Origin of the sequence: Pseudoalteromonas holothuriae (assembly GCF_945859825.1) — a bacterium.
GTDB classification, from domain to species: Bacteria; Pseudomonadota; Gammaproteobacteria; order Enterobacterales; family Alteromonadaceae; genus Pseudoalteromonas; species Pseudoalteromonas holothuriae.
Genome location: NZ_CAMAPC010000016.1, coordinates 16,967 through 41,410, shown reverse-complemented (window position 1 = coordinate 41,410; position 24,444 = coordinate 16,967). Strand labels below are relative to the sequence as shown.

General features: G+C 38.7%; 21 protein-coding genes. 9 read left to right on the top strand and 12 right to left on the bottom strand.

What is annotated here, in order from left to right:
- Positions 1 to 13: 13 nt before the first annotated feature.
- A complete protein-coding gene (locus tag OCI93_RS16375) occupies positions 14 to 541 on the bottom strand; it encodes a DUF6942 family protein (protein ID WP_261594476.1) in 528 nt (175 codons plus the stop codon).
- On the bottom strand, positions 538 to 990 hold the full coding sequence (locus OCI93_RS16370) for a YaiI/YqxD family protein (protein ID WP_261594477.1): 453 nt from the start codon (positions 988 to 990) through the stop codon (positions 538 to 540). Before OCI93_RS16370 ends, OCI93_RS16375 begins: the two co-directional genes overlap by 4 nt.
- 101 nt (positions 991 to 1,091) lie before the next feature.
- Between OCI93_RS16370 and OCI93_RS16365 the strand changes: the two genes are divergently transcribed.
- The 4 genes from OCI93_RS16365 (at position 1,092) to OCI93_RS16350 (ending at position 6,874) form a co-directional block, all read left to right on the top strand.
- Positions 1,092 to 1,619 (top strand): lipocalin family protein, encoded by a 528-nt coding sequence (locus tag OCI93_RS16365; RefSeq protein WP_261594478.1) that lies wholly within the window; start codon positions 1,092 to 1,094, stop codon positions 1,617 to 1,619.
- Positions 1,620 to 1,799: 180 nt separating this feature from the next.
- A complete protein-coding gene (locus tag OCI93_RS16360; RefSeq protein ID WP_261594479.1) occupies positions 1,800 to 3,695 on the top strand; it encodes a PhoX family protein in 1,896 nt (631 codons plus the stop codon).
- A 70-nt stretch (positions 3,696 to 3,765) separates the two neighbouring features.
- Positions 3,766 to 5,409, top strand: coding sequence for a hypothetical protein (locus tag OCI93_RS16355; RefSeq protein WP_261626834.1), 1,644 nt, complete (start codon positions 3,766 to 3,768; stop codon positions 5,407 to 5,409).
- Positions 5,410 to 6,298: 889 nt separating this feature from the next.
- Positions 6,299 to 6,874 carry a uracil-DNA glycosylase family protein gene (locus tag OCI93_RS16350; protein ID WP_261626856.1) on the top strand — a complete coding sequence of 192 codons (576 nt, stop codon included), beginning with the start codon at positions 6,299 to 6,301 and terminating at the stop codon, positions 6,872 to 6,874.
- 38 nt (positions 6,875 to 6,912) lie between these two features.
- On the opposite strand, the gene OCI93_RS16345 is transcribed toward OCI93_RS16350, so the two are convergent.
- Entirely contained in the window at positions 6,913 to 7,398 is a 486-nt protein-coding gene (locus tag OCI93_RS16345; protein WP_261594481.1) for a GNAT family N-acetyltransferase, read from the bottom strand.
- A 58-nt stretch (positions 7,399 to 7,456) separates the two neighbouring features.
- On the opposite strand from OCI93_RS16345, the gene OCI93_RS16340 reads away from it, so the two are divergent.
- The 3 genes from OCI93_RS16340 (at position 7,457) to OCI93_RS16330 (ending at position 9,565) form a co-directional block, all read left to right on the top strand.
- Positions 7,457 to 8,398 carry a LysR family transcriptional regulator gene (locus OCI93_RS16340; protein ID WP_261594482.1) on the top strand — a complete coding sequence of 314 codons (942 nt, stop codon included), beginning with the start codon at positions 7,457 to 7,459 and terminating at the stop codon, positions 8,396 to 8,398.
- An 87-nt stretch (positions 8,399 to 8,485) separates the two neighbouring features.
- Entirely contained in the window at positions 8,486 to 8,998 is a 513-nt protein-coding gene (locus tag OCI93_RS16335; RefSeq protein WP_261594483.1) for a chalcone isomerase family protein, read from the top strand.
- A 9-nt stretch (positions 8,999 to 9,007) separates the two neighbouring features.
- Positions 9,008 to 9,565 (top strand): DUF3833 domain-containing protein, encoded by a 558-nt coding sequence (locus tag OCI93_RS16330; protein WP_261594484.1) that lies wholly within the window; start codon positions 9,008 to 9,010, stop codon positions 9,563 to 9,565.
- A 140-nt stretch (positions 9,566 to 9,705) separates the two neighbouring features.
- Here OCI93_RS16330 and OCI93_RS16325 read toward each other — a convergent pair whose 3' ends face one another.
- From OCI93_RS16325 to OCI93_RS16315, 3 genes are all read right to left on the bottom strand, one after another.
- Positions 9,706 to 10,164 (bottom strand): GNAT family N-acetyltransferase, encoded by a 459-nt coding sequence (locus OCI93_RS16325; protein WP_261594485.1) that lies wholly within the window; start codon positions 10,162 to 10,164, stop codon positions 9,706 to 9,708.
- Between the two features lie 306 nt (positions 10,165 to 10,470).
- Positions 10,471 to 10,656 carry a hypothetical protein gene (locus OCI93_RS16320; protein WP_261594486.1) on the bottom strand — a complete coding sequence of 62 codons (186 nt, stop codon included), beginning with the start codon at positions 10,654 to 10,656 and terminating at the stop codon, positions 10,471 to 10,473.
- 458 nt (positions 10,657 to 11,114) lie between these two features.
- Entirely contained in the window at positions 11,115 to 13,268 is a 2,154-nt protein-coding gene (locus tag OCI93_RS16315; RefSeq protein WP_261594511.1) for a M3 family metallopeptidase, read from the bottom strand.
- 185 nt (positions 13,269 to 13,453) lie between these two features.
- Here OCI93_RS16315 and OCI93_RS16310 point away from each other — a divergent pair, with 185 nt between their 5' ends.
- Positions 13,454 to 14,020, top strand: a complete 567-nt coding sequence (locus OCI93_RS16310; RefSeq protein ID WP_261594487.1) for a DJ-1/PfpI family protein — start codon at positions 13,454 to 13,456, stop codon at positions 14,018 to 14,020.
- Positions 14,021 to 14,079: 59 nt separating this feature from the next.
- Here OCI93_RS16310 and OCI93_RS16305 read toward each other — a convergent pair whose 3' ends face one another.
- The 4 genes from OCI93_RS16305 to OCI93_RS16290 form a co-directional block, all read right to left on the bottom strand.
- Positions 14,080 to 17,520 carry an ATP-binding protein gene (locus tag OCI93_RS16305; RefSeq protein ID WP_261626833.1) on the bottom strand — a complete coding sequence of 1,147 codons (3,441 nt, stop codon included), beginning with the start codon at positions 17,518 to 17,520 and terminating at the stop codon, positions 14,080 to 14,082.
- The gene (locus OCI93_RS16300; RefSeq protein ID WP_261626832.1) at positions 17,521 to 18,417 is read right to left on the bottom strand and encodes a GGDEF domain-containing response regulator; all 897 of its coding nucleotides are present in this window, start codon (positions 18,415 to 18,417) and stop codon (positions 17,521 to 17,523) included. It abuts the gene before it with no gap.
- Between the two features lie 197 nt (positions 18,418 to 18,614).
- Entirely contained in the window at positions 18,615 to 19,595 is a 981-nt protein-coding gene (locus tag OCI93_RS16295; RefSeq protein WP_261594490.1) for a glutathione S-transferase family protein, read from the bottom strand.
- Positions 19,596 to 19,608: 13 nt separating this feature from the next.
- Complete coding sequence (locus OCI93_RS16290; protein ID WP_261626831.1) at positions 19,609 to 20,448, bottom strand: pirin family protein; 840 nt, start codon at positions 20,446 to 20,448, stop codon at positions 19,609 to 19,611.
- 165 nt (positions 20,449 to 20,613) lie between these two features.
- Here OCI93_RS16290 and OCI93_RS16285 point away from each other — a divergent pair, with 165 nt between their 5' ends.
- Positions 20,614 to 21,588, top strand: coding sequence for a hypothetical protein (locus tag OCI93_RS16285; protein ID WP_261594492.1), 975 nt, complete (start codon positions 20,614 to 20,616; stop codon positions 21,586 to 21,588).
- Positions 21,589 to 21,594: 6 nt separating this feature from the next.
- On the opposite strand, the gene OCI93_RS16280 is transcribed toward OCI93_RS16285, so the two are convergent.
- Positions 21,595 to 22,530: a class I SAM-dependent methyltransferase gene (locus OCI93_RS16280; protein WP_261594493.1), complete on the bottom strand. Its 936-nt coding sequence runs from the start codon at positions 22,528 to 22,530 to the stop codon at positions 21,595 to 21,597.
- A 124-nt stretch (positions 22,531 to 22,654) separates the two neighbouring features.
- Positions 22,655 to 24,373, bottom strand: coding sequence for an amidohydrolase (locus tag OCI93_RS16275; RefSeq protein WP_261594494.1), 1,719 nt, complete (start codon positions 24,371 to 24,373; stop codon positions 22,655 to 22,657).
- Positions 24,374 to 24,444: the final 71 nt, after the last annotated feature.

Below are 24,444 nucleotides of genomic sequence, written 5' to 3'. Positions count from 1 at the left end.
AGTACTATTTAGGTTAGTGTAGAGCGCTTAATATGTCACATAATTTACTGATTTTTATGTTGCTTAACTGCCGATAATCCAAGAATGGACATACGACTAAATTATGCCTTTTATCAACTGCAAACTCCTCATCTAACCATACTAGTGAGTTAGTAAAAATATGATCTCTAAGTAACTGTTTAGCATAAGTACGCCCAGCAATAACATGGTAACGATAATTGTCATCACCCAACTGTGGTGGGCTAAATAACAATGCCTCTTGACTATGACTCTGTAACAAGCACTTATCACGATAATCTTGCCAGCTATCATAGCTAGTAAAATTATGATCTGAATGGCGTAGTTGCCCTAATATTTTAGCGTAAACATTAAAAATTTTTCGCCAACCATTCCCTGATGCTTGGTTTATCATATTCACTTCACCAATGCTAAGGCTATGAATTGATTTTAGTTTTTTGTACTCTTGCATAGGAGGACAGTGTTCAATATAAATAGCTACCAACCCTTGAGTTTGACCAAACCCATTAGTTAGTATTTTCATGACTTGGCTTGTCTAAGTACACGGTCAAGCGCATTTCCAAATGCTTGCTTATCGGCGCTTGAAAGCTTAGCAGGCCCACCACTCATTTCGACGCCACTGCTGCGCATGGTATCCATAAAATCACGCATATTTAAAATAGACTTTATATTATGCTTAGTATATTCCTCACCTCTAGGGTTAATAGCTAACACACCTAAATCAACCACTTCAGCAGCTAAAGGAATATCAGCCGTTATCACCACATCACCTGCTTCAACACGCTTTACAATCTCATTGTCTGCAATATCAAACCCTTTATTTACTTGTAAAAGGCTTACATATTTAGTGGCAGGCACTCGCATAGCGTGATTAGCAACTAATGTCGTAGTTGTTTGCGTGCGCTCAGCAGCACGAAATATAATCTCTTTAATAACGGCTGGACAAGCATCCGCATCGACCCAAATTTTCATACTCTAAATTCACCTCTTTCATAACTTAGTATAAAGTTGATCTTAACGGTTCTTACTCTCGTAACCTACTATTATTTAGATAAAATAATCATAAGGCTAACATGAAGCATCTTACTCTGCTGTTCTCATTCATCACTTTGCTAACAGCATGCACAGGTTTACCAACTAACATTAAACCAGTCTCTAATTTTGAATTAGACCAATATAAAGGAAAGTGGTATGAAATCGCTCGGCTTAACCATAGCTTTGAAAAAGATCTGACTAACGTAACAGCTACTTATTCACTCAATTCAGACGGTTCAATCAAAGTAATCAATAGAGGTTACAACACACAAGATAACCAATGGCAACAAGCTAACGGGACCGCAAAATTTGTAAGCAGTCCTAACGAAGGTCACTTAAAAGTATCGTTTTTCGGTCCTTTTTATGGGTCCTACGTGGTTTTTAAGCTAGACAAAGAAGATTATCAATATGCTTATGTTACTAGTTACAATAAAGAATATTTGTGGCTATTGGCTCGCACACCAACTGTTGAACAGTCAATCATTGATGACTTTGTTCAAACTGTGCAACAATATGATTATGCCGTAGAGCAACTAATCTATGTTCAACATAATGATATTCAATAAGATAATCAATCCGACTTGTAAACCCCCTTTACAGTTTTATGACTTGTTTGTTTTTTAAAAATACAATACGTCTTATAACTGTATAAAAATTATAACATTACTGTCAGGTGCCTGTAACACCTACAAACCAAGCTATTGCCTCCTTAACAACAATTAGAAATTGTAAACTGGAGTAACAATATGAAACGTTTAGCCTATTCTTTGATCGCATGTGCCGTCACACTTGCGCTCACAGCATGTGATGGTGATGATGGAGCGCAGGGTCTTAAAGGCGAGCAGGGCGCCCAAGGTGAGCAGGGTTTATCTGGGAGCGACGGTCAAAATGGTAATAACGGCGTAGATGGTCAAGACGGTAACAATGGTAACAATGGTAACGATGGCGCAGACGGTCAAGACGGAAAAAGCGCTGGCGCTGGTCTGGTGCGTATTGCAACTGTACCAAATGGTGCGGAAGTTACTGGTCTATTTCTAACTCAAAAAGGCGATCTCTTCTTTAACGTTCAACATCCAGCCGATAGCAATTCAGTTGAAATAAATGGCAAAATGTTTAATAAAGGGACTGTGGGCGTATTAACAGGTGTTGATTTTAACAACCTACCTAGCAATATTGTGAACTCACCAGTACCTAAATCTACAGAAGAAACACAAATTGTTATGTCTGCAATTGGACAATACCAAGTACTAGGCCAAACAGGCGATATATTTTCTGACCTTGGAGAAAACGGTCTTGCAGGTGGACTTGGTGTGCATTACGGTATCAATTCAAAGCAAGAAATAATTAAAAACGATAACCCTGACTTTAACGGTTTTATTGCAACTTCTGACAATGAAGGATTCTTATTCACTAACTGGGAATCATACCCAGGTGGTATGAGTCGCTTGAAAATGAGCAAAGATACCAAGGGCACATGGTCTGTTACAGAAGCTATGATGGTCGACTTTGATTCAGTTCAAGGCACAGCGGCTAACTGCTTTGGTTCAGTATCTCCTTGGGGCACACCTCTTACATCTGAAGAGTGGATTGTTAACTCAAGGGTTGATACAACCACTGATGCGAGCTGGAACGACCCTGCAAATACCCGCACAGACGGTATTGAAGCATTAGTATCTCCAGATTTCCCTAACCCGTATCGCTACGGTTATATTGCTGAAATAAAAAATCCAACAACTGAATCACCTGATGTGGTGAAACACTTCACCATTGGACGTTATGAGCATGAAAACTCAGTCGTTATGCCTGACCGACGTACTGTTTACTCATCTCAAGATGACACCGGTGGTGTACTATTTAAGTTTATTGCAGACCAACCAGAAGATTTGAGTTCAGGAACACTTTATGGTGCTAAATTAAAACAAGATGAAGGCCTTAATGACCCTGCGGTTACTGGTTTTGATATTGAATGGGTAGAACTTGCAACGGGCAGCAATGCCAACATCGAAACTTGGGTTGCTCAATACGACAATATTTCTACAGCAGATTTTGTTGATGGAAAAACCAGCTACATTTCTATGGCTGATGTACAGGCTTGGGCAGACGGTAAAGCAACTTACCCAACTGAAGCCGAAGGCGGTAGTCCAGTAACGGCAGGAAAGCCTATGGATGACCGTGTGGCATTCCTAGAATCTCGTCAAGCTGCACGTTTGAAAGGTGCAACTGCTGAGTGGCGTAAGCTCGAAGGCATTAGTATCAATCATGACCGTGTTCTTGAAGCTGTCACAGGTCAAGACCTTATTGCCAATGAAATCGTTGATAAAGCTTATATGTACATTGGTATTGCTGATCTTGATAACACCATGATTGATGGCGAAGGTGATATTCAACTTTCTAATCGCGTGAAAGATTGTGGTGGTGTATACCGCGCATCTATCGATAACAGCTACAACTTAACACGTATTGAACCCGTTGTAATGGGGGCCACTTATCGCTCTAGCTTAACCGGTGCAGAGCGCTGCGACGTTAATCAGCTTTCTCAACCTGACAACGTTATTGTTATGAATGATGGCCGTATCATTATTGGCGAAGACGGTTTCCAAGAAAATAATACATTGTGGTTATACGACCCTAAGTCTAAATAACAACACTGAAATAAAACGGCGCTCAATGCGAGCCGCCGTTTTTTTTGCCTAAAATATGGAAGTCATAAAAATGAAATACCCTACTTTTGTCGCTTTATTAGCGTTTGGTTTACTTATCGGATGTGATGAAAAACCACAACTTCAGCTCTCACAACAAAATGTTTCGTCCAACAATGCGCCTTATAGTGTCGATGACGATATTCCCGCTACAGCCTATATGGAGCATGATGAAGTTTATAATGCTGAATCAGTCATACCGCCACAATGCTATACAAAAACAGACGGCATTAATAACCCTTGTTATGCCTGTCACCAAACCGACAAAAGTGATAAAAACAAACCAAATCAAATGTTTGATGGCAACCTACAGGGTAACTATGAGTTTTCAGATTTAGGCACAAAAAACCACTGGAAAAACCTATTTATAGACCGAACTGAACTAGTTAAAAACATTTCAAATGAACAAATTTTAGAATGGGTTAATCAAGACAATTACAGCGAATTTATTGCGCAGCAAAAAGTTAAAGAAGATTGGCAAGGTGAAATCACGCCTATAGAAAACTTAGCTTATCCAGAAAAAGCCTTTGATAAACTTGGTTTTGCCAAAGATGGTAGTGGCTGGGTGGCATTTAACTATAAACCTTTTCCGAGCACCTTTTGGCCTACAAATGGCTCGACGGGTGATGTAATGATTAGACTGCCAGAAGCATTTAGAACACACCAAGGTGTATACAATCAAGATGTATATCTGGCAAACCTAAGCTTAGTTGAAACCGCTTTAAAAGGACTTGAAAGCGTATCTACTCCGACCATAGATGAGCAACGTATTGGGACCGACCTGAACAATGATGGCCAACTTAGTAAAATTTCGCACCTAAACAAACAGAGTCATTATGTTGGCGATGCCAAAGATACGCTAGCTTATCAGCTTTACCCTGAAGGTACTGAATTTTTACATACAGTAAGGTATATCGGAGTTGATAACAATGGCCAGATTTACAATGCACCGCGAATGAAAGAAGTTCGCTATATGAAAAAGCACAAATTTAAATCAAATGCAGCTTTAGCATCATCTTATTATCGTGAGGCAAAAGAGAAGTCGTTTGAAAACTTACCGCAAACGCTTTATTTAGGCGATCAGGGAGTAAACAATACCTTTGGCTGGATAATTAATGGCTATATTGAAGACAAGCAAGGCAAGCTGAGGCCACAGCATAAGCAAGAGTTAGCTTTTTGCAATGGCTGCCATAAAACCATTGGCTCAACCTATGATCAGACCTTTTCATTTGCCCGAAAAGTCACAGGAGAGAAAGGGTGGGGTTATATAAATTTAAAAGGAATGCAAGATGTGCCAAACAAAGGCGAGCAACAAGGAGAGTTTTTAACATATATGGAGCGTGTTGGCGGTGGCGATGAGTTCCGTCAAAACAAAGAAATGCTGATGCGCTGGTTTAACGACGAAGGGCATGTTGATAAACAAAAAGTAGCCAGTGCCAAAGACCTATACGAGTTAATTACTCCTTCAGCTGAACGCGCAATTGCACTCAACAAAGCATATTTGACCATAGTAAAAGAACAGAGCTACCTATTTGGTCGAGACGCAACCCTTGTTGAAGCTCTCAACGTGCTACAGCATGTTGACGAATCGCAACAACCACTAAAGCCAGAACACCGCTATGTATGGGATATGCAACTAGATTGGTCAAATCTTTAACTTGATAAAAAGCTGATCCATTATGGGATCAGCTTTTTACTAACTTAGAGCCTAACAGGCTTGTGCTTTTACTAAGGCAATATCAGCGTAGTTATTAAGTGATATTAACATTTATATTGCGTTTCAATCTGCATTTTACTGTGATGAGAGCGGCCTACAACACGCTTTTCAATATAGTAGTTGATAAAGATCAGGATTTAACCAAGCTTGATTGTAATATTCGTATTATTCACGACTCACTTACTCTTCTTCACACTTTGAATTTAAAATAACCATAATATAATAAAAACAAACACTTACTATAGTAATTGAATTATCAATGCTTCAATCCTATCCACAAGATCAAGTTTTTACTAACTTGCTTTGACTCTGACAAGCAATCTTTAGTGTATTGTTATTATTGAGATCAAATTTTTACTAACTGAATTGATATAAACGAGTCAAATTTTATTTATTTTTGCTTGATGAGATCAGATTTTTACTAACACAAACTTTTGTTTTTTAAAGAGATCAAATTTTTACTAACTTATAATGTACTCAGATCAGATTTTTACTAACAATAAGTCATAGGGATCAGATCTTTACTAACTATAAGTCATTGGGATCAGATTTTTACTAACGATTTTTAGAATTAAGCACTCTTAGATCAAATTTTTACTAAGTGTAGTTGGTAAAAATATGATCTGAGTTCGATAAATACTCGAAATTGCATCATCGAGGTATTTGTTTGGCTAAAATACCAGCCAAAAAAACACTTAGTCAGTAAAATACTGATCTCATATAACTGCAAATGCTATTTGAGTTATCCAGTTAGTAATTTTTTGATTTATTCACGCTATGATGAATCAAGATGTAAAGCTGTGTTAGTCTTGGTTTTTTAGCGCTTTAGATAAACCAAATGAAAATACTTGACCAAATAAGGATGTGTACAATATGTGAGCACTCACTGCCCTTGGGTCCAAGGCCTGTAGTGCAAGCAAGTAAACAATCAAAAATACTGATTGCCGGTCAAGCGCCGAGTCTAAGTGTTCACAACACAGGACTGCCATTCAATGATGCCAGTGGCAAGCGTTTAAGAAGCTGGCTCAATATAAACGAAGCACAATTTTACAATCCAGATTATTTTGCTATTGTGCCTATGGGGTTTTGTTATCCAGGTAAAGGGAAAACCGGTGACTTACCGCCACCGCCTGAGTGCGCAAAAATATGGCACCAAAAGTTGCTAGCGCAGCTAAACAATATTGAACTAACAATTATCATTGGCCAACACGCACAGCGCTATCATTTGGAGCCAAATAAGTCGCTTACAGAGCAAGTTAAAGAGTGGCAAACACTTTTGCCTGAACGCATAGTATTACCTCACCCAAGTCCCAGAAACCAAGCTTGGCTCAAACACCATCCATGGTTTCAAACAGACGTAATACCAAAGCTTCAAAAGCGTGTCTATGCGCTTATATCCTCATAAAATTATCGCTGCATTTTTAGGTATATGACCTCGTAACCTTACTTTCCTTGCTCTGCAAAAGATTTTAACTCATCACCAGCCAAACGATAAATTATCCATTCACTTTGCGCTTTAGCACCAATATTATCGTAAAATTCAATTGCAGGCTTATTCCAATCTAAAACAACCCACTCAAAACGACCGCAATCATTAGCTAATGCCTGCCGTGCCAAATATTGCATGATTGCTTTACCAGCCCCATTACCTCGGTTGTCTTGTGAAACATACAAATCTTCGAGGTACAAGCCATGCTTTCCTAACCAAGTAGAATAATTGTAGAAATACACAGCAAAACCAATTGCTTCTCCATCTTGTTCACATATCAATGCATGTGCGCGAGCGTGCTCACAAAACAATTTCGCTTCAATCTCTGATACTGTATTTAATACAGCATCGGGTTCTTTTTCATAAATAGCTAACTCATTAATAAAATTTAGTATTGTTTCTGCATCTTGTTTTTCTGCTGAACGTATTTGAATACTCATGGTTACTTCCATTTTACTTTTAAAACATTAGTGTATGATAAAATACAACATGAATTAAATGCATATTATGCAGCAGCTAGATGCAGGAGATACATACATGCTACCCAACATAGATTTAAACCTACTAAAACTATTTGCATCTTTATATCAAACAGCCTCTGTCAGTAAAACAGCACAAGATTTAAACCTCAGTCAATCAGCCTGTAGTCACGCTCTTACACGTCTAAGACAAAGGTTAGGTGATGAATTATTTATCCGTATTGAAAATAAAATGGAGCCAACTATTTTCGCTCAGCAAATCGCACACAATGTATTACCTGCTATACAACAGCTTACTGACGGGCTAAAACCATTTGAGCCTTTTGATATAAACAACGACACTACCTTTACTATAGCGACAACCGACTACACTGCTTGGTGTCTAAAACCGTTAATACACAACTTTAATACCTCATTTTCTAATGTAAACCTGAGGTTTGTATCATTGGAACAACGGATTCCTCAAGAAGCTTTGCAAGATAATACTCTTGATTTCGCTTGTGGTTTTGCTCATCAGCAAGAGAAGAGTGAAAGTATCGTCGACCTATTATGGTTTAAAGATAAATACGTTACAGCGCTATCTAAACAGCACCCACTAGCCAGTCTGCAAACCCTCAACATTACTGACTTTTTAACATACTCACATATTCTTATCGCACCGTGGAACGAAACAACAGGGATTGTAGATACCATGCTAGCAAAAATGAAAAAAGCCAGAAAAGTTGCAATAACATTACCACATGTATTAACTGCCCCATATTACTTACAAAACTCCCATCACTTGCTTACGTTGCCAAACGCATATGCAGAACAAATTGCACAACAACTCAACCTTGTATTACGTGCCCCACCACTAGCTATACCAGACTATCAAATCAAGTTGTATTTTCATAAAACCAGACAGAACGATCCAAAATTAAAGTGGTTTATTGAACAATTCAATAAATTTATTAAGCTGTAACACCCCTTTACAAAAGCAGCTCGATTTTCGATCCAAAATGTCACTTTAGCCGTATAAGTGAAATGTGTAACGACTTATGGATAAAGTATGAACATCAAGCTACTACTAATAGGGTTTTTGCTTTTAGCGCCTTTTACTAAAGCCTCTATATCTCAAAAACTGCTTTTGTCATCCGAACCTGTAGGCGGCTCTCCCACACTAAGTTATTTGTTTTGGGATGTGTACAAAGCCACTTTATATGCGCCAAACGGAGAATTTGATATATCACAGCCATTTGTGCTTAAACTGCATTATTTGCGTGATTTAAAAGGCGAAGACATCGCGGCTCGATCGATTGAAGAAATAAAAAAGCAAGGGTTTAAAGACAAACAACGACTTTCCATGTGGCTTGATAAAATGCAAGCTATCTTTCCTGATGTTACTGATGGAACAGAGTTGTACGGTGAACGAACACAGCAAGGTACAAGCCGCTTTTACTTAAGAGATTCTTTCATTGGTGAAGTTGAAGATACTCTATTTACAGAAAAATTTTTTGCTATTTGGCTTGCCAAGAGTACATCAGAACCCAATATGCGCAAAGCGCTACTGAACTTAAAATAGAGGACTACCATGTTCAAAGTAATAACTTTCATAACCGTTCTTACACTTATCAGTGGATGTGGCACCAGTATTAATGCAGATAAGTATCAAACAATCACTCCAACTTTTGATCCCTATATATTTTTCAATGGCAAAGTTAAGGCGTGGGGTATTGTACAAAATCGCTCAGGGGATCTTGTACAACGCTTTACTGTTGATATTGACGGCTCAATTGATAGTAGCAATGTACTAACATTGGACGAAACATTTCATTATGAAGTAGGGGAGGGGGTGGCTCATCGAGTATGGAAAATATCATCAGAAGGTAATAATAAGCTACAAGGCAGTGCAGGTGATATCTTAGGACTTGCTGAGGGCAACTTATATGGTAACGCAATGCGTTGGCAGTATACGATGGACTTACCCGTTGACGACACTAGTTATAAAGTTGAGTTCGATGATTGGATTTGGTCATTTAATGACAGCACGATTGTCAACCGCTCTTATATTAAAAAATTCGGTCTTACCATGGCCGAAGTTACTATTTTTATGCAGCAGATACCGCTAGAATCGGTCACTGTAAAGTAAATTAACCGAACCTTTCATCCTTAAAATAAAACTTACTTTCAATAACTTAATACACAACAACATAGACGTAAAAAGCTGTAATTTAATATACAACTCATTTGATAGACGCGATGAACATGTTACGTCTATCAACTTCCCACCTAATTAAGTGATAGTTCCATAAATACACTTAATGGGTTATCTCGATAAAAACCAAAACATGCCCTGCGTTTAAACCCTAAGTTCTCATATAAATTAATTGCTTCTGTCTGCTGGCTGCCAGTTTCTAAACGGATCACTGGGATTTGCGCTTCACCAGCATAATACAGCAGTATTTGCATAATACGCCTTGATAAACCTTTACCTCGGTAACTTGGGCACACATACAGTCGTTTAATTTCACCATACAGAGTATTATTAAATTGTTTTACAATTGCCCCGCATGCAACGATCCCATCCTCATTTTTCAATCCTACTGCATATACGTTTGGCTTACGAAGCTCTTCAAGACTCAAGGACTGATCACTGGCGATTGGATACAAGGTGTTCATAAGTCGGTCGATTTCAGAAAATACTTCAATAACACTTGGGTCGTCAGGGTTTAAATCGACTAATTGCATAGATAATTCTCAGTAATGTGCATACTTATTTTGGCGAATAATAAACTATACCGAGTTGAAATAAATGAACAAGTCTATTTATCCCATTATCGAAAAGATTTGACTAATTCATTTTTGAAAGAAGTAATTAAGTTAAATGCTTTGTGTCATAGGTTGTCAAAAAGGAACTAGAGATGTGCCTATAAAACAGTCATTGTGCATCAATAACGATACATAACTCATTATAAAAGTAACAAGTTAAAAACGTTTTAAGTTACTTAACACATTGACTGCGCCCATAATGGATATACTACAATAAAAAGATGCCTAAGGCGTTTGTTCACACTCACTCTTTTTACATTGTGTTTGCTTAACTGTCGAGTGTTTTACGCCATCCGCTTGGCTTGGAAAGGTAAACAATGTCAGTGCTAACAATAATAATGTGATAGCAATAGTAATAGGCAGTGTTAGCTGTTGCTCTGAATCCAAACTATAAGTACGAAATAATGCCATGATGCGCTCCTCAATAAAAACTAGCTAACAAAAAGCACAACATCCTTGCATGAAACTCTATCAGTAGTAGCGACTAAATGAACTTTGTCTTAATAAAGTATTAGTATTTATAACAAACAGATTGAAAAAACTCAAACAAAGTAACTAGAATAAAAGAAAAGAACCATACAAAAAAACTAAAAAATAGTAAATTATCTTTAAATATTAAGTAGATAACAAACTCATCTTACCAGCTTAAAAATAACACAATAAAGTATAAATAATTACTGCATACCACTATTTTAGTATTCTCAAAGAAAACTAACTATATGATTAACACTCTTTTCGTAAACCCCCTTTACAAACTTAACTGACTTCTTTTGCAAAAGCTAAATTCATGTCGTCATAATACATCAAAGTAAAACGCTTTATAACCTTTTTACAGTATGAGAGGGCAATGCCCTCTCTGTTTTCAGCTATTAATTTTTGACTGGGAAACCTCTATCACGCATTAGTGCACTTACATCGGCATCTCTACCTCTAAACAACCGATATGCCTCAGCTGGGTCAATTGCATTTCTTACTGAGAAAAGGTGCTCGACTAGGCGCGCAGCAACTTTTGAGTCATAAAAACCACCTGGGGCACTTGCAAACGCTTCTGCTGCATCAGAAGTTAATACCTCAGCCCAAAGATATCCATAATAACTAGCAGCATAACCTTCGCCAGAAAATACATGACCAAAATGTGTACTGCGATGACGCATTACCAACTCTTTTGGCATACCCAACTTTTCTAACTGCTCTTTTTCAAACTTAGCAGGGTCAATAAGTGCGGGATCGGTACTGTGATATAGTAAATCCATTATTGCCGACGCCATATATTCTGTGGTAGCAAAGCCTTGGTTAAAAGTCGATGATTTTTTTATCTTTGCGATTAACTCTTTAGGCATAGGTTCACCGGTTTCTTGATGTACCAAAAATTTGTTGATTACCTCATCGGTTGTTAACCAGCGCTCAAGAAGCTGTGATTGAAACTCGGTATAATCTCTAACGCCATTATGAGAGCTTGGATATACCACATCTGCAGCTAAGAAGTGCAAAGCATGACCAAATTCATGAAAGTATGTTTCAGCATCTGACCAAGAAATTAGAGTCGGTTTGCCTTGAGCACCTTTTACAAAATTAGAATTATTTGAGCTAAGTACATTTTTTTCACCATCAAAGGTTGTATAGCTTCGATAAGTGGTTGCCCAAGCACCTGAACGCTTACCTTTTCGAGCAAATGGGTCAAGATACCAAAGACCTATATGCTTACCAGTCACCTTATCTTTTACCTCCCAAACACTCACATCTGGGTGAAAAACAGGTACTTCACCTGTGGGAATTTCTATGAACTCGAAGTTAAATAATCTGCCAGCAACATAAAACATTGCATCTCTGAGTTTATCTAATTGCAAATACTGCTTCACTTCATTTGAATCTAAGTCATATTTATCTTTACGAACTTTCTCAGCATAAAAACGATAATCCCAAGGTTTAATCGTTATGTCAGCACCTTCTCTATTTGCAATAGATTGCATATCGCCAACTTCTTCTTTTACTCTTGCGGTTGCAGCAGGCCATACTTTATTCATCAACTCCATCGCATTAGCAGGTGTTTTTGCCATGCGTGATTCAAGCTGCCATTGCGCGTAATTTTCATAGCCAAGCAAATTTACACGCTCATGACGTAAAGTCAGAATATTTTTAATAATTGCATTATTATCATATTCATCACCATTTCCACCACGGTTGTAATAGTTTTTCCAAACTTGTTCTCTTAAAGCTCGCTCTGTAGAGTACGTTAAAAATGGATCCATAGAAGAGCGTGAATTTGTAATTGCATACATCCCCTCTTTACCACGTTCTTTTGCGGCCTCTGCTGCTGCGTCTATAAATGACGATGGCAAGCCTGATAATTGCTCTTCTTTGAGATACACCACATAACTTTCTTCATCGGCTAACACATTTGCAGAAAACTGAGTATACAAAGATGCAAGCTCTTGGTTTATTTCTGTGTAGCGTGCTTTTGCTTCACCAGTTAGCGTAGCGCCGTTGCGAGCAAAGCTATTATATGTCATCCAAGTTATACGCTGTTCTTCTGGCGTTAAGTTTTTCAATTCTTCACTTTCGTACACACTTTTTACACGCTCAAAAAGTTTGCTGTTTTGTGTTATCTTGGAGTTAAAAGAAGATAGTTTTGGCGCCATCTCACTACGGATTTCTCTTAGCTCAGGGCTAGATTTATTTGCACTCCAAATGCCATAGTAGGTATAAACACGGTCAAGTGTTTGACCTGCTCTTTCTAAAGCAACAATAGTATTTTGAAATGTGGGTGCATCGGAGTTGTTTGCAATAGCCTCAATTTCAACAAGCTGCTCTGCCATACCTGCCTCTAAAGCGGGCTTTAAATCTGCTAAGTCCATTTTGTCAAACTGGGGAACACCTTGATATGGACCTTTAAACTTTTGTAATAGCGGATTACTTTGTACGACTTGTTGAGTCATTATTTGCTCGTTATTTGACATTGCAGTGCAGCCCGATAGGGCAAGTACGATTGCCGCGCTCAAAGCTGTAATTGTTGGTTTTATCATCATATGCTCTCAGATTTTTATTTTATAATCGTCAGTTAAACCTCAGTCTAAATCGGGAACAAAAAACTGCAACATTAAAGCGGTAAAAATACATATACTGCGGTGAAAGTAAAATTGAGTTATTATTTTATGATCACTATAACTAAAATTTTAGTTAAAACTCTAATGCAACTAGCGGAGGCATTATGAACATTGGCATATTCATTTATGATGGTGTTGAAGTACTTGATTTTACAGGACCATATGAAGTGTTCTCAACGGCAAACCGTTTTGTTGACGAACATATAAATATCAGTTTAATCGCCCCCTCACAGTCACCAGTAAGAACACGAGGTGGTATGAGTGTAAACCCCCATTACAGTATCTATGCAAGCCCACATTTTGATTTACTCATTGTTGCAGGTGGAAAACATCATGGCATAGTTAAAAACCCAACTATTTTGCAGTGGCTAGCAGAAACAGCTCAACATACGCGTTCTTGTGCTTCTGTTTGTACTGGTGTGTTTTTATATGCAGCTGCTGGGCTTATTGATGAAAAGAAAGTGACGACTCACCAGCAAGATATAGATGAACTTAAGCATCAATATCCACAACTTCATGTTATTGGCAACGTTCGCTATATTATGGATCAAAATTTTACTAGCTCAGCAGGGGTATCTGCGGGTATAGACATGAGCTTAGCCCTATTGAAAAAAAGATTTGGTGAAAGAGTCGCCAAGCAAACGGCTCAACAAATGGAATACTTGGGATGAACCACACCAAGTATCATAATCAACTTTGCAACCAATGCACATCTAGCGCAATATTTTTATTATCTTGCAGTATTAATAACCTCAAGATCAATTTGTGCGCAAACTTGCTCTAACTCAATTTTTATATCAACGTACAGTGCTCGATGTGTTTCGCTTTGCTCTTTATCTTGTGCTGATATTTCAAGTTGATTTGTTAGATGATGCAATCGCTTAGCACCAACATCGCCCGCTTGACCTTTCAGCGCATGAGCTGCCTGCTTTACTCCCTGTTCGTCAACTTGCTCAATTGCATCTGTCAATTCAGTTAAGCGAGCATTCGCGCTTTCTTTGAACAATTGACAAATCTTTGTGTATAAATCTTTATCATGCATTAAACGTGCTAGCGCTGCTGTACTATCTAATGATGGAATATCAACAGGGGCCTGATATTTATTATCCCTATCAGGGGAATTGCTGAGCTGTATGCTCTGTGAAGCTTTCACACTTGCTGCCTTGTCAACATAGTTACTTAACGTACTAAATAATCTTTCAGCATCTATCGGTTTAGTAACATAGTCATTCATACCAACCGATTTACAACGCTCAGCTTCTCCGTGCATAGCACTTGCCGTAAGTGCTATAATAGGCACTGATTTATAAAACTCTCCCCCTTCGCCTGAGCGAACAGCTGCCGTTGCCTCATACCCTGTCATAACTGGCATATTACAATCCATCAAAATGGCAAGCACTTCTAGTTGCTCTAGTGCATATCCTTTTAGCTTCTCAAGGAGCTCATGACCTGAATGCACCAATATTGATGTAATATGGTGAGCGCTTAATACTCCTTTTGCGACTTCTAAGTTAATTTGGTTATCATCTACGATGATAACCGTATGCCCTTTGAGTAAAGAAAACCGACTAGCAAAGTTTTTACTTTCACCATGGGTATTAGCAAGGCCAAAAAGCGTCAGAGTATCAGCTTTATTAAAGGCCGCAAGTACATCAATATAACGCACAGGTTTGCTAATAGTAGCTAAAGCACATTTGGGAGGAGTCGGATCTGTGATTGGGTCATAAATAAAGCATGCTTTTTTTCCTATACTTGGTCCAGTAGAGAGGTTTTGTCCAAGTTCACTACCAAAATCAATCAACCAAAAATCAGCATGATCCAAATCACAAATACTGGCACCAAATAACTCTATAATTTTTTTCCAGTATGTTTCTTCAGGTTTAGTTTTAGCCGCTAAAAAAATCTTTTTACCATCTAAAATAGGAATCAAATTCAATTTTTTTGAATTACGACGAGCATAGGGAATATTGAATGAAAACGTACTGCCTTTATCTTTTTCTGATTGAAATTGGATATTGCCACCCATTAATTCGCATAGCTGTTTACATATAGATAACCCCAGCCCCGTTCCGCCATACTCATTTGACACGCTTTGTGTTTCTTGACTGAAAGCTTCAAATAAGCGATTAAAATTATTTTTTGCAATCCCCACTCCGGTGTCTTTAACTGATACTTCCAACCATACCTGCTTATCATCTTCTTTTGTTTTAGCATAAATAAAAACACCGCCGTAAGAAGTGAACTTAATTGCATTACTAATCAAATTATAAAGTACTTGCTTTAAACGCCCTGCATCACCTTCAAGAGTGAGGTATCTTACGTCAGTAACATCTAATAGGTATTCAAGATGCTTTTGCTGTGCTTTTATTCCTACTGAGCTGGCAACATGCTCTAACATTTGAATTGGATTAAAAGGCTGGCGATCCATTTCCAGTTTTCCTGCCTCTATTTTCGATAAATCTAAAACATCATTTATTAAACTCAATAACGTCTTTGCACTGGTGCTCATCATATCTAAATAATTAGATTGTTGTTGGCTGAGCGCTTCACGCCGCACAAGATCTAAGGTGCCCAAAATGCCATTTAAAGGCGTTCTCATCTCATGACTAATACTCGATATAAAAGCACTTTTAACCTTTGATGACTCTTCAGCACGGCCCTTAGCCAGCGCCAATTCTAAGGTTCTTTGCTCAACTTTCGCTTCTAAAGACGCATTTATTTTAACAATTTCAGTACGGACTTTATTTTGCTCTGTAATATCGGTGACAAACATTGCAAAGCCAAGTAATTGACCATCCACTGAGTGAATAGGTGATGCGGTTAAGTGTAAATCTAAATCCTTATTTTCCAACGCTACTTTAATTTCTAAATCCTCTAACGGTAACCTATTTGATACATTGTATAAGGTGGCATGCAGATAGTTTTCAGGGATATAACGGTTCAGTCGTTTATATGAAGCATTTGTTATGTCTTTTAGCTCGGTAAAAAATTGTTCCGCAGCATGGTTATGACTGGTTATTTTTAGTTCATTATTAAAGCCAATAATACCGTCTGATGCACCATTAATAATATCCGCTAGTTGAGAGCGGGCTTCTAACAATTGCTGGTTATTTCTGAAGTAAGCCCAAAAAGCCAGCAAACCTAACGTAAAGATAATCGCGATTATAAAAATTAGAGAATAAGCACTTAAGCGCTTGTACTGTAGTGCTTCTTCGTATTGTGCATACGGTATTAAACTAACCCCTATTACCCTACCTGTGTCTGAATTAGATGACGCAAATAACTCTGCTCGCTGTGTCAAATAGTCCATACTTTCAGAGCTTACAATAGAAACATTCTTAACTAACCAAGGTTGCTCGCTGTAGTACGATTGCCAATTTTCCTGTGGGTTAAGATCTTTGCTAAAACGCAGAGCTTCATTGGGATGGTAAATAAAGTGCCCATCAGGTGTTAATAAATTCACTTGCATACCTATTGGTAATACATGTTTAAGCTTATCAAGTAACACCTGTGCGTTAATATTCGCCACTAAAACAGCAAACAGTTCATTATGCTCATTATAAGCTGGCATTGCGATTCGCAAAGTAGGCTCTAACGGATAGACAATTTTTCCATGCTCTTTATTTAAATCTATCTGAGAGGCATAAATTCGCCGCTCTGTTAACTTAAGAGCTTGTGTAAAGTAATCTCTGTGGAACTTATTTTGTAATTTAGTGTGTGGTTGCACAGCAACTAAACCACCATAGCGGTCTGTTCTCACCAACTCATCGCCTGACTTACCATCGAGTAAGCGTAATTGGTTAATTTCACCATAGGTATACATCATCGAGCTAAAGATCATCGCTAAACGGTTTTTCCACAACTCAGTCTTCGTGCCATCTTTAGGGTCAATTCCTTGGTTGCGCTGTGCTCGCGAGATCCCTTGTATTGGCGGAGTATCAACTAAAAAGTTAATGTAATTTCTATATATCTTTACTTCATTTTCAAATACCTCTTGTTGCTCAACCAACAGTTCTGCAAGTTGTTTTGCTACGGTGTTCTGCGCCTGCTTTTTAATATTACGATCATATACCCACACGACAGAAACCATTATAATAATCAATATAATCAAACAACTAGAAAGAGGTACACGCTTAATCCATCGATAAGTAGGTTTTTTTGATCCCACCATTTATAGCTCCTTTATCGTCACGCAGTTTCGGCCATTCTTTTTTGATAAGCAAAGTAGTTCATTGGCTGCTTGTAGCCATCTTTGACCATTTGTCTCTATTACAACATCACTATATACAGCACCTATACTCAACGTTATATAGCCAAGTTCAGACCCTTCATGAATAATGTAAGCCTCTTTTATCCGGCTCTGTAGCTTATTAGTGAGTGTCTCCAAACCATAAATACTGACTTGAGGGACAATGCAAACAAATTCATCCCCACCATATCTCACTATGGCGTCTTCACCTCTAAAAAGATTGCTTTGAATTAATTGTGCAACTTGCGTTAAACATTTATCTCCTTTGAGGTGCCCGTAAAAATCGTTATATTTTTTAAAACAATCAATATCAGCTATGACCAATGCAAACGCAGTTTCATTTCGTTTTGCATACGAAAGGCGCTTATCAAATTCAGAATTTAAATAATGGCGGTTATAAACTTGAGTTAATCCATCGACAAATGCCATGGCTTCTAATTGTGTGTGCTGATTCTTTAGTTTAACCTGCGCAGCCACTCTATGGCGCAGCGTTAATGCATTGACAGGCTTTATAACAAAATCACTTGCCCCAGCTTGCCAACATTTTGTTTGTTCATGATCTTGATGATAAGAAGTAACAAAAATTACGGGAATATCTTTAGTATCTGATCGCGCCTTTAGCGCTTGGCATGTTTCTAAGCCATTTAAACCAGGCATTTCCACATCCATCAAAATCACATCAGGGTGATGTAACTCACAATATTCAATACACGCAAAACCACTGACACAGCGCTGCACCGTATAATCGATGGAGAGAATTTTTTGAAGCACCAGATAATTTATATCATCATCTTCAACCACTAAAATATTAGCGTGCATCGCAACTTATTCCGTAAGTTATCATCATAGAGAAGGTTTGATTTAACTTTAGTTGACGGCGAGGGATTTGCAAAAGCGCATCACAACAGAACGCTTTGATTTGACTACTAACATTTTCTGAGTAGTTGAATTAAAAGATATTGAGCACCGCAATCGTCTTAGCATGCTCAATACTTACCCATTAAAAGACGTTAAACTTATCGAACACCCCCACGGTTATGCGCAGACCAGTAATCAATATTTGGACCTTTAGGTACTACCTGTGTTGGATTAATCATCATGTGACTGTAGTAGTAGTGCCTTTTGATATGCGAAAAGTCAACCGTGTTTGCAACACTCGGCCATTGATACAACGCTCGAAGGTAGTTAGCTAGATTAGGGTAGTCTTCAATACTTCGCTTGTTACACTTAAAGTGACCAAAATAAACGGCATCAAAACGTATCAACGTCGTAAATAAACGCCAATCTGCCTCGCTAATATTATCTCCCACTAGATAAAGTGACTTTTGAAGTATCGCTTCTACTTCATCAAGTGATGCAAATAGCGCATCGTAGGCTTGTTCATATGCGTCTTGAGTGGTCGCAAAACCACAACGATATACCCCGTTATTTATATTTTGATAAACAAACTCATTAATTTTATCAATGTCTGCACGCAAACTTTTAGGGTAGTAATCATCATGATTACCCGTAATGTCATTAAATGCGTGATTAAACATACGAATGATCTCACTTGACTCATTACTCACAATTTTCTTTTGCTGCTTATCCCAAAGCACTGGGACAGTGACACGACCAGAATAATCACTATCATTAAGCGTATATACCTGATGCATAAAATTAAAATCATATAAATCGTCACCAGAACTACCATTTGATGTATCAAAGGTCCAACCATTCTCTAGCATATCAGGACTAACGACTGACACTGATATATGATCCCCAAGCCCTTTCAGTGCTCTAAAGATTAGTGCTCGATGCGCCCAAGGACAGGCCAGTGAAACATATAAATGATAGCGACCAGATTGCGCTTTAAAACCGGCATCACCTGTCAGGCCCGCTGAACCATCGGGAGTTACCCAGCTTCTCAACTTAGCAGCTTCTCGTTCAAATTTACCTTCATTTTTACTGGTGTCATACCACTTATCTTGCCATTTTCCATCTACGAGTAAACCCATAATTTCCTCCTACTCAAACAATATCGCCAAACTTACCTTGTTGATAGTCACGCACAGCTTCGTGAAGTTGTGCTTGCGTATTCATTACAAAAGGTCCCATATGCGCAATTTTTTCGTTAATTGGCTGCCCTGCTAAAACCAATACTCCTAACCCTTTTGTTGATGCCTTTAAAGTCAGCAATTCAGTGGGTAACACTTCCAATAAATAGCCTTCGGTAAATTCAGTGTTTAATAACCCTCCTGTGTGGACATACACCAGTACTTTGCCATACATAGATACATCAAGAATCGTTTCACTTAACGGGGGCAATATCACATCTGCAATCGCGCCATCACCCGCAAGACCTTGGATTGCTCCCTCAATGCGGTTAGAGTCCATCACCCAGGTACCAGCTAAAGCACGTAGCTCAGCCTGCTCACTGTTAGTAAGTTTAGGAATACCAAACTCAAGCGAATCTTGGTACTTAGGCGAACGCATTTTGTCTTTTGCCGGCATGTTTAGCCAAATTTGAAAGCCATGCATACCATTGTCTTCATCAAGTAACGGCATTTCACTGTGTACTACACCACGGCCGGTGCTCATCCATTGAACATCACCACCACGAATAGCTTTTTTGTTCCCCATCTGGTCTTGATGCTCAAACCCGCCTTTGCGAATATAAGTAAACGTTTCGATACCTCGATGAGGGTGGGCCGGAAAGCCGCCCATATAGTCACTCTCATTATCGGATTTTAGTTCATCGATCATCAAATAAGGGTCAAGACTTTTACCATCAAACCCCGCTATTCGACTAATATTAACCCCTGCGCCATCGCGTGTAGGGTAAGCTTTTTGACTGCGAATTACTTTCATCGGTCATTCCAGTTGCTGTTCAATAGCTAAACATTATCAAAGCTTAAAACGAATATAAATTAGTAAAAATAGCAACCTTCATTCTTTTTAAAAGAATGACTAGCTGATTGAACCTATTTATATTTAAAGCTAGGATAGGAATATACATATTTAAGGAACAGATAGATGATACAACGCGCGTCATTTGCAGCACTGATTTTTAGTGCACTCAGTACAGTGACATTGGCATGTGATACCACGCCGATAAAATGGAAAACCCTCACATTTATAAATAAAGCTGAAGTCAACTTACATAGCTTTTTAACCTTCACAGCAAGAAAACCAGAAACATTGCCCCAATTAACCACACAACTGTCTGATACGGATAAGCAATCATTACAAAACGCCGTTACACAATACCAAACCTTCACTAAACAAAAACGTTTTCATCCGTTGTTTAATAACAATGAATTAGCACACATGACCGAGTGGTTTGGCAACAATAAGCCTTTAGTTGAGATAGATACAACAGCTCTGAGCCAGTCTTATTTTGCAACTATTGGCTTATACAAAGCGCATATTTGGCCTACTCACTGTAAACAAAACATGCAGTGGCAAACACAACTACAAAACAAACTAGACGTGTATGGCGATAAAATTAATCAAAGGCTAAGTGAACTATTTTTAGGTGAGCTTATAAGTGTACCCGAACATCGTGTTTATATTCATGCCCGTCCTTTTACTCGCCAAGGTGCCTTTACCTCTGCGCGACAGTTTGTAACGCATATGAATTCATATCAAGCCACTAACAATGATTGGTATGCACTTGAACTGTTATTTCATGAAATAAGCCATGTCCCCTTTTATCTAAATAAGCAGTTGCAGCACAATATTGAGCAAGTGTTTAGTGACTATGGTATTGCGCAACATAGCCGTATTTGGCACCCAATTTTATTTTTCACCGTTGGCGAGGTGACTCGTCAAGCCATTGCCAAAGCTAATCCTGATTATCAGCCTTATGCAAACAAGGTCAATTTATATAAGGGTAAATGGCATTACTTAAAAGAGCTTGAACAACACTGGCAACCCTATATAAATGGTCAAGTATCGATGGACGAAGCACTGCATAACTTAGCAAAAGCAATTAAAGAACGCACTTAGTCGACATTAAGCGCGCTGAGTGAATAACAAGCTTTTTAAACTCGCTTCAGGGTTAATATCAGCAAACTCTGGCGGGTTATCTAAACGCTCAACAAATACCATGTTAGGTGCTTGCTCGGCCATTTCATCAATTAAAAACTGCGCGTTAAGGCTTGGATCATTCACACATGCAAGCACTTGGCCTTGTTCTGTGAGCAATTCAGGTAAACGACGAAGAATTTTTTTATAGTCTTTAGTCAATGCAAAGCTGCCTTTTTGAAAAGAAGGCGGGTCAATTATCACTAAATCATAAGGCCCAAATTTGCGCACTTTTCCCCATGATTTAAATAACTCATGGCCTAAAAACTTCACTTTAGTTAAGTCATGGTTGTTGGCTCTATGATTTTCTCGACCTTTACTTAAAGCCGCTTTAGCCATATCTAAATTGACCACCTGTTTGGCGCCACCCGCAATCGCAGCCACTGAAAAGCCGCAAGTATAGGCAAATAGGTTTAAAACACTTTTACCACTGGCGTGCGATTTTACCCAACTGCGACCACAGCGCATATCCAAAAACAAACCATTATTTTGCTTGTTACCTAAATCTAATAAATAGGTCAGTTCGTTTTCTTGTACCACTTGCTCGTTAGACAATGCGCCCCATAATACTTGCAGCTCACAATTATCTCGGCTTCTATGGTGTAATAACACACTTTTCACCTCGCTTTGCCACAAAGGCAGTTGCAACCAGCCAGCAACAAGCACGTTAAGCGCATCAATAAAACCAACTTCTGGCTCTTTGAACAACGAAATTAAAACCTGCCCAGACAACCAATCAACACTAATATGCTCAAGGCCAGGAAAACACTGACCACGGCCATGAAATAGTCGCCGAACTTCGGTGGGTAATACATCAATGTGACGAAGGTGTTTATCAAGTAAGGGGAGGGCAGTTGGCTTCATAATATAATACTAGTAGTAAACAGGCGGGTCATTGTACGCATATTTTATGATTGGCACCACTTTCACCCTCACGCTCGGTGCCAACATCAAGCTCTCTTTTGCTTATCCAAAATTAAAGTTAAGGTTATTTAGATTGGTACACAATCTCTCCCTCTAGCAACGTCATAACCACTTTCGCTTGCTTTACTTGCTCTGCATCTAACTCAAATAAGTTTTTGTCTAAAACAATTAAATCAGCCCGCTTACCAACTTCAATGCTACCCACTAAATGTTCTTGGCGCATCGCGTAAGCGCCATTAATGGTATAGGCCGCAATGGCCTGAGCCAAAGTAATATTTTGCGGCGCACGTGAAATAGCATGGCTTAATCCTATAAAAGGATTAAAGGTACTCACGTTCCAATCGCTACTTAGGGTAAGGGTTGCGCTGGCATTTTGCAGGCTTTTAATAGGCACTAAGTCTTGCGAGCGCTCAATGCCAATTAGCGGAATATTTTCAGGCCAATGAGCAGGTTTGCTAAACTCCCCTGCAACTTGCGCATCAGCAATCACATTTAACTTAGCAAAACGAGGGAAGTCCACAGGATCAACAACTTCTAAATGCGTTACTCGGTGACGTGCTGTACCCTTTGATGCGTTTTCAACCGCATTAAGTGCCTCATGAATGCCTCTATCACCAATACCATGAATATTAAAATCAAAACCAACTGGCTCAAGCGCTTTAATATATTTTTCTAAGCGCGACTGCGTAAAGTAGTTAAGCCCTTTATTTTCATATAGGTTAAGCCAATTAACCTCATAGGATTCATGCATAGCTGCGGTACTGTTAACCAAAATACCGTCCATATAAAACTTAACTTGGTCCACTTTCAATAAGCTATCAGCAGGGCGGCTAAACAGTGACTTTAAACTGGCTAATTGTTTTTCGTCACTCATTTGTGGATAAGCCCAAAGCCCTAAGCTAACTCGCAGTGTTAACTTGTTCTCATCAGCCACTCGCTGCCAAGTTTGTAAGTGCCCACGCTGCCAATATGTTCGCGCATCACTAATTGACGTAATACCCACTTTGTTCAATTCAGGCATAGTGTATTCAAGCAACCCCAAATAGTCTTGCTCAGCAGCGTCTGAACGAGAGCGCATAGCAAGCTCCATCACTTGGTTACCTGCATTATCATATAAAATGCCGTTAAGATTACCTTGTTCATCTCGCCCAAGTACGCCGCCAATAGGGTCGCTACTGTCTTGCGTTATGCCTGCCATTGCCAGTGCTTTACTATTAACCCACATTGAATGAGAGGTTTGCTCCATAATGATAACGGGGCGATCTGACACCGCTTCGTCAAGCACAAATAATGGGTTGCTTTGCATATCCAATAGCGTCGCTATTTCATGTCCATAACCTATTAACCAACTGGTGTCTGGGTTTTGTACATTTGCCTCATATAACAATTCAATGTATTCATCCTCACTGGCATAACTAGGTAAAGTTACTTGCGTTACTTCTGATGCAGACTCCAAAGGGTGAATATGTACATCATGGAAACCAGGCAGTAGCATCTTATCTTGTAAATCTATTATCTGAGTATTTTCACTCACATAATTCTTCGCTTTATCATTATCACCGACATAAATAATTTTATTCTCTTGAATGACAACCGCTTGCGCCCAAGGCTGTTCAGTATTGACGGTATATACTTGGCCATTGACAAATACCTTGGTGGATTCAAGTTGACTGATGGTGTTTTCGGTTGTTTGCGATAGTGTATTAGAGCTATCCCCACACCCAGACACGGCACAGCTTAATAAAAGTACTGAGGTTAAAAATGACATAGTTGAATGACTCATAGTTGACTCCTTTAAGTTAGGGATACACTATCAAAGTAGAGGTAACCGCAAGGTAACAGTATAGGCACACT

Excerpts from the sequence above, each read along its gene's own strand:
- OCI93_RS16315 (WP_261594511.1), bottom strand. The coding sequence starts at position 13,268 with ATGATAAAACCAACAATTACAGCTTTGAGCGCGGCAATCGTACTTGCC.
- OCI93_RS16285 (WP_261594492.1), top strand. The coding sequence starts at position 20,614 with ATGATACAACGCGCGTCATTTGCAGCACTGATTTTTAGTGCACTCAGT.
- OCI93_RS16295 (WP_261594490.1), bottom strand. The coding sequence starts at position 19,595 with ATGGGTTTACTCGTAGATGGAAAATGGCAAGATAAGTGGTATGACACC.
- OCI93_RS16365 (WP_261594478.1), top strand. The coding sequence starts at position 1,092 with ATGAAGCATCTTACTCTGCTGTTCTCATTCATCACTTTGCTAACAGCA.
- OCI93_RS16325 (WP_261594485.1), bottom strand. The coding sequence starts at position 10,164 with ATGCAATTAGTCGATTTAAACCCTGACGACCCAAGTGTTATTGAAGTA.
- OCI93_RS16280 (WP_261594493.1), bottom strand. The coding sequence starts at position 22,530 with ATGAAGCCAACTGCCCTCCCCTTACTTGATAAACACCTTCGTCACATT.
- OCI93_RS16370 (WP_261594477.1), bottom strand. The coding sequence starts at position 990 with ATGAAAATTTGGGTCGATGCGGATGCTTGTCCAGCCGTTATTAAAGAG.
- OCI93_RS16320 (WP_261594486.1), bottom strand. The coding sequence starts at position 10,656 with ATGGCATTATTTCGTACTTATAGTTTGGATTCAGAGCAACAGCTAACA.
- OCI93_RS16335 (WP_261594483.1), top strand. The coding sequence starts at position 8,486 with ATGAACATCAAGCTACTACTAATAGGGTTTTTGCTTTTAGCGCCTTTT.
- OCI93_RS16275 (WP_261594494.1), bottom strand. The coding sequence starts at position 24,373 with ATGAGTCATTCAACTATGTCATTTTTAACCTCAGTACTTTTATTAAGC.
- OCI93_RS16345 (WP_261594481.1), bottom strand. The coding sequence starts at position 7,398 with ATGAGTATTCAAATACGTTCAGCAGAAAAACAAGATGCAGAAACAATA.
- OCI93_RS16360 (WP_261594479.1), top strand. The coding sequence starts at position 1,800 with ATGAAACGTTTAGCCTATTCTTTGATCGCATGTGCCGTCACACTTGCG.
- OCI93_RS16300 (WP_261626832.1), bottom strand. The coding sequence starts at position 18,417 with ATGCACGCTAATATTTTAGTGGTTGAAGATGATGATATAAATTATCTG.
- OCI93_RS16340 (WP_261594482.1), top strand. The coding sequence starts at position 7,457 with ATGCATATTATGCAGCAGCTAGATGCAGGAGATACATACATGCTACCC.
- OCI93_RS16310 (WP_261594487.1), top strand. The coding sequence starts at position 13,454 with ATGAACATTGGCATATTCATTTATGATGGTGTTGAAGTACTTGATTTT.
- OCI93_RS16375 (WP_261594476.1), bottom strand. The coding sequence starts at position 541 with ATGAAAATACTAACTAATGGGTTTGGTCAAACTCAAGGGTTGGTAGCT.
- OCI93_RS16305 (WP_261626833.1), bottom strand. The coding sequence starts at position 17,520 with ATGGTGGGATCAAAAAAACCTACTTATCGATGGATTAAGCGTGTACCT.
- OCI93_RS16330 (WP_261594484.1), top strand. The coding sequence starts at position 9,008 with ATGTTCAAAGTAATAACTTTCATAACCGTTCTTACACTTATCAGTGGA.
- OCI93_RS16355 (WP_261626834.1), top strand. The coding sequence starts at position 3,766 with ATGAAATACCCTACTTTTGTCGCTTTATTAGCGTTTGGTTTACTTATC.
- OCI93_RS16290 (WP_261626831.1), bottom strand. The coding sequence starts at position 20,448 with ATGAAAGTAATTCGCAGTCAAAAAGCTTACCCTACACGCGATGGCGCA.